Source organism: Streptomyces sp. ActVer, assembly GCF_027270795.1.
GTDB classification, from domain to species: Bacteria; Actinomycetota; Actinomycetes; order Streptomycetales; family Streptomycetaceae; genus Streptomyces; species Streptomyces umbrinus_A.
The window spans coordinates 1-4806 of the sequence record NZ_JAPWHT010000619.1 but is presented as its reverse complement, the minus strand read 5'-3'; the positions used below and the strand labels follow the sequence as shown (position 1 = coordinate 4806).

Here is a 4806-nt window from a genome sequence, read left to right as displayed (position 1 = left end):
TGGTGTTCGCGGTACGCCGCCGCCGCGCGACGGACGCCACCCAGGCCTGACCGAACCGACGGCAACCGGCCGCCACCCCTGCCGTCAGGGGGCGGCGGCCGGATGCGTACACACCACTCCTGCAGTGCTTGAATGCCCGCGTGACTGATTACGACGTGCTGCGGGTCTTCTGCGGACCGCGCGGTGAGTACGGCAACGAACTCGGGGTCGTGCGGGACGGTTCCGTACTGCCGGAGCGGGACGAACGGCAGGCGTTCGCGGCCAAACTAGGGTTCAGCGAGACGGTGTTCGTGGACGACCCCGAGCGCGGGGTCATCGACATCTACACACCCAGTGTGCGGCTGCCCTTCGCCGGATACCCCTGTGTCGGCGCGGCCTGGCTGCTGGACGTACCCGAACTCGTCACGCCCGCGGGCGTGGTGGGCACCCGTCTCGACGGCGAGTTCAGCTGGATCGAGGCCCGCCCGGAGTGGCCGGAGCCGCGCACACTCCGCCGGTACGGCACGGCGGCCGAGGTCGACGCGCTGGAGGTGCCCCCACCAGGGGAGTGGCTCTACGCCTGGGCCTGGGAGGACGAGGCGGCCGGCCGCATCCGCGCCCGAGGCTTCCCCGGCCGCGGCGACGGCGTACACGAGGACGAGGCCACCGGCGCCGCAGCCCTCCAACTGACAGCCCAACTGGGCCGTGCCCTGAACATCGTCCAGGGCACAGGCTCCCAACTCCTCACAGCACCACAGCCGGAGGGCTGGGTGGAATTGGGCGGCAGGGTGTTCTTGGAGCGCTGAGCAGCCTCGACGCCTCCCGGCGGCCCCGCGCCCCATCAGCGAGACATGCCCGCACGTTTGATGCGGGCCGCCCCCTGGCTTTTAGGGGCGCGGGGAACTGCGCGACAAGCCCTCACTCACCCGCACCCAAAACTCAACCAACCCAGCGGAGCGCTCACGCACTGATGCGGAACTCTTCCCCCAAAGCAACAAAGACCGCGATGTTGAGCGCGAACGCCCGCTTGCACTCGGCAATGATCCGCTGCTTCTCCAGATCATCCGCAAGCACACCGTCGAGCAGTTCGCGATACGCCCGCTTGAACGCGGCAGGGTTCCCGATGTCCTCGAACACATAGAACCGCACCCCGTCCCCCTTGCGGGCGAAGCCCCACGTCTGCTCCGCCTTGCTCCGCAGGACCTGGCCACCGGAGAGGTCGCCGAGGTAACGGGTGTAGTGATGCGCCACGTACCCGCCGGGCCACGTACGTGCACACTCGGTGATCCGCGCCGTGTACTCCTCGGTCGCGGGCAGCGCCGTGACGCTCTCGCGCCAGTCCGGGCCCCGCAGATGCGCGAGGTCCCGCTCCAGTGCGGCCACGCGCACCAGCTCGGGGCGCAGGAACGGCCCCGCCACGGGATCGCCGGCCAGCTCGCGCCCGCCTTCCTCCAGCGCCCGGTAGACGAACCACAGCTGCTCGGTGTACCGCGTGTACGCGTCCACGCCCAGCCTGCCGCCCAGCAACTCGCTCATGAACGTCGAGTCGTGCGCCTGCCCGTGCTGCTCGTGCGACGCGGTGCGGATGAGCGTCGAGAACGGTGTGCTCGACGAGTTCATGAAGACCTCCGGGGCCGAAGGGGGACGAGAGCCGGGCCCATCTTGTATGGTTAGGCTTACCTAAGTCAATGGGTTTCCCGACGCCCTGTCGGTAAAACCGTACCCCGAATCTCCATCCGGTCCACATGAAAAAGCCGCCCCTCTGTTCGAGTGGGCGGCTTGGTGCGGAAATGGGCGGTTACGGCAGGGTGAGCACCTCGGCCCCGCTGTCCGTGACGACCAGGGTGTGCTCGAACTGAGCGGTCCGCCTCCGGTCCTTCGTCACGACGGTCCACCCGTCGTCCCACATGTCGTACTCGTGCGTGCCCAGCGTCAGCATCGGCTCGATCGTGAACGTCATCCCCGGCTGGATCAGCGTCGTCGCGTGCGGGCTGTCGTAGTGCGGGATGATCAGCCCCGAGTGGAACGACGAGTTGATGCCGTGCCCGGTGAAGTCCCGCACGACCCCGTACCCGAAGCGCTTCGCGTACGACTCGATGACCCGGCCGATGATGTTGATCTGCCGGCCGGGCTTGACGGCCTTGATGGCACGGTCGAGGGACTCACGGGTCCGCTCGACGAGCAGCCGCGACTCCTCGTCCACGTCGCCGACGAGGTACGTGGCGTTGTTGTCGCCGTGCACACCGCCGATGTACGCCGTCACGTCGAGGTTGATGATGTCGCCGTCCCGCAGGACAGTGGAGTCCGGGATGCCGTGACAGATGACCTCGTTCACGGAGGTGCACAGCGACTTCGGGAAGCCGCGGTAACCGAGCGTGGACGGGTAGGCGCCGTGGTCGCACATGTAGTCGTGGGCGACCCGGTCCAGCTCGTCCGTGGTGACGCCGGGCGCGATCAGCTTCGCGGCCTCGGCCATCGCCCGGGCGGCGATCCGCCCCGCGACACGCATCGCCTCGACCGTCTCCGGGGTCTGGACCTCCCCTCCGGTGTACGGCGTGGGGGCGGGCTTGCCCACGTACTCGGGACGCCTGATGTTTCCCGGCACGGGACGGGTGGGAGAAAGCTCCCCTGGTACGAGCAGCGACTGGCCAGACATGCCAGCGAGTCTAACCAGCGGGTGGTGGGGGACGATGTCCCTGGCGAAAGGAGCCCCAGCCATGGCCCTGTTCAAGAAGCGGACCGTCGGGAAGCCGGGCGAGTGGTACTACTGCCTGGAGCACAAGAAGGTCGAAGAGGGTCCCGACTGCCCGGGCAAGGACCGCTTCGGCCCGTACGCGTCGCGCGGCGAGGCGGAGCAGGCGATGGAGATCGCCCGCGAGCGCAATCTCGAATGGGAGACGGACCCCCGCTGGCACGACTCCGCTGCGCGGGGCCCGGAAGACGACTGACGGCTCCGCCGGAGGGGTCGTCATGAACCCGCGGGTCCGTCGTGGCCGATCGCGCAGTTCCCCGCGCCCCTGGCTTTTAGGGGCGCGGGGAACTGCGCGACCAGCCCCCACCGGCCCGCAGCCTAAGAACCGGCCGCAACCTTCCCCCTCGCTTCCTTCAACCGCACCGCATGCTCGTTCGTCCGCACGTCGTACGTCATGAGCTTCGGGAGGCACAGAGCCAGCGCCCCCACCGCGGCCACGCACAGCACACCCCCGGCCCACACGGACCCCCGCACACCGATCCACGCGGCCATGCCACCGGCCCGTACCTGGCCGAGCTGGGGTCCCACGGAGTAGGACAGCAGCTCGATCCCCGCCAGCCGCCCCCGCAGCTCGTCCGGAATGGTCTGGTTCCACATCGCCGCGCGGAAGATCCCGCTGACCATGTCGAAACACCCGCCCAGCGCGAGGAACAGCAGGACCAGCCACACATCGTGAACGACCCCGGCGGCCACCATCGCGAGCCCCCAGAACGCCGCCGCCAGCACCACCATCCGCCCATGCCGATGAACCCGGGACGTCCACCCGCTCGTCAGGCTCACCAGCAGAGCCCCGGCGGGCAGGGCCGCGTACATCAGGCCCAGCGACCACTCGGCGTCCAGCTCGTCCGCGAGGAAGGGGAGCACGGCCAGCGGGAACGCGAAGAACATTGCGGCCAGGTCGATGGCGTACGTCCCCAGCAGTTCCTTGCGGCTCCACGCGTACCGGGCGCCCTCCAGGATCGACCGCAGTGACGGCTTCGCGGCCTCGTGGGCGGCGGGCGACGAGGCGAGGCCGACCGCAAGCACGACCGACACCACGAAGGTCGCGAGGTCCGCGGCATAGGCCCAGCCGAGCCCGGCGTACGCCACGACGAGCCCAGCGACCGCCGGACCCGCGACCCCGCCGACCGTCCACCGCAACGAGTTGAGCGCGGCCGCCGCCGGCAGGTGCTCGTGGCGCACGATGCGCGGCGTGAGCGCGTCCAGGGCGGGCCGCTGGACGGCGACGAGCGAGGAGGAGAGCGCGGCGACGGCGTACAACGGCCACACCAGGGGATCCGGCAGCAGCGCGTTGACCAGCAGCACGCCGCTCAGCAGCCCCTGCCCCACCTCCGTCCAGAGGATCAGCTTCCGCTTGTCCAGGGCATCGGCGAGCGCCCCGCCGTACAGCCCGAACACGATCAGCGGGACGAGTTCCACCGCGCCGATCGCGCCGACGGCCACCACGGAACCGGTCAGTTCCTTCATCTGCACGGGCAGCGCGACGAAGGTCAGGAAGCTGCCGAAGTTGGTGACGAGCCCGGCCACCCACAGCCGCCGGAAGTCGGCGGAGGTCCGCCACGGCGCCAGATCGGGCAGCAGCGCGCACAGGCGCGAGGGGGCCCGTCCGGGGGCGGATTCGGGGGCGTCGCAATCGGATTCCGTCACGAGGTGCCATGGTCCGGCTCGGCCCCCGACGAGGACAACCGCTTTTCCGACCGCGGACGACCTTCGGCCCACCGACGAGCAGGTCCCCCGCACGGTGGCACCGGTGCGTACGCCGGCGGCCCGGCACCGGTGCCTACGTCAGAGGCGCGGCACCGGCGCGTACGTCACCAGCGGGCCGGCGGTGGGGACGTCAGCTGGTCCGCCAGCCGCGACAGCCGGTCCCGCAGCCGCCGTCTGCCCCGCGGGGAGGGCAGCGAGTTCTCCCCGGCCGCCGCGCTCACCAGGTGCTGCACGGTGTCCAGGTCGAGGTCCGGCTCCGACGGCACGGCGAGCGCCTCGTGCGCCATCGCGTGCAGTTCACGGTCGCCGCAGTCCAGTGCCAGGACCGTCGCCCCGGCCCGGCGCGCGTCGTGGACCCGTTCCAGGAG

The 4806-nt window shown here is 70.3% G+C and carries 5 protein-coding genes and 1 pseudogene; 2 read left to right on the top strand and 4 right to left on the bottom strand.

What is annotated here, in order from left to right:
• The first annotated feature begins 140 nt into the window (after positions 1-140).
• Complete coding sequence (locus tag O3Q52_RS49010; protein ID WP_269654914.1) at positions 141-785, top strand: PhzF family phenazine biosynthesis protein; 645 nt, start codon at positions 141-143, stop codon at positions 783-785.
• 154 nt (positions 786-939) lie between these two features.
• Here O3Q52_RS49010 and O3Q52_RS49005 read toward each other — a convergent pair whose 3' ends face one another.
• Both O3Q52_RS49005 and map read right to left on the bottom strand, forming a co-directional pair.
• On the bottom strand, positions 940-1599 hold the full coding sequence (locus O3Q52_RS49005; protein WP_269654913.1) for a heme oxygenase (biliverdin-producing): 660 nt from the start codon (positions 1597-1599) through the stop codon (positions 940-942).
• Between the two features lie 178 nt (positions 1600-1777).
• Positions 1778-2635 carry a type I methionyl aminopeptidase gene (map, locus tag O3Q52_RS49000; RefSeq protein ID WP_055612264.1) on the bottom strand — a complete coding sequence of 286 codons (858 nt, stop codon included), beginning with the start codon at positions 2633-2635 and terminating at the stop codon, positions 1778-1780.
• A 61-nt stretch (positions 2636-2696) separates the two neighbouring features.
• Between map and O3Q52_RS48995 the strand changes: the two genes are divergently transcribed.
• Entirely contained in the window at positions 2697-2927 is a 231-nt protein-coding gene (locus O3Q52_RS48995) for a hypothetical protein (RefSeq protein WP_269654912.1), read from the top strand.
• A gap of 122 nt (positions 2928-3049) precedes the next feature.
• On the opposite strand, the gene O3Q52_RS48990 is transcribed toward O3Q52_RS48995, so the two are convergent.
• On the bottom strand, positions 3050-4321 hold the full coding sequence (locus O3Q52_RS48990) for an MFS transporter (RefSeq protein ID WP_269654915.1): 1272 nt from the start codon (positions 4319-4321) through the stop codon (positions 3050-3052).
• A 221-nt stretch (positions 4322-4542) separates the two neighbouring features.
• Positions 4543-4806: pseudogene (locus O3Q52_RS48985) on the bottom strand (hypothetical protein); the annotation flags it as partial.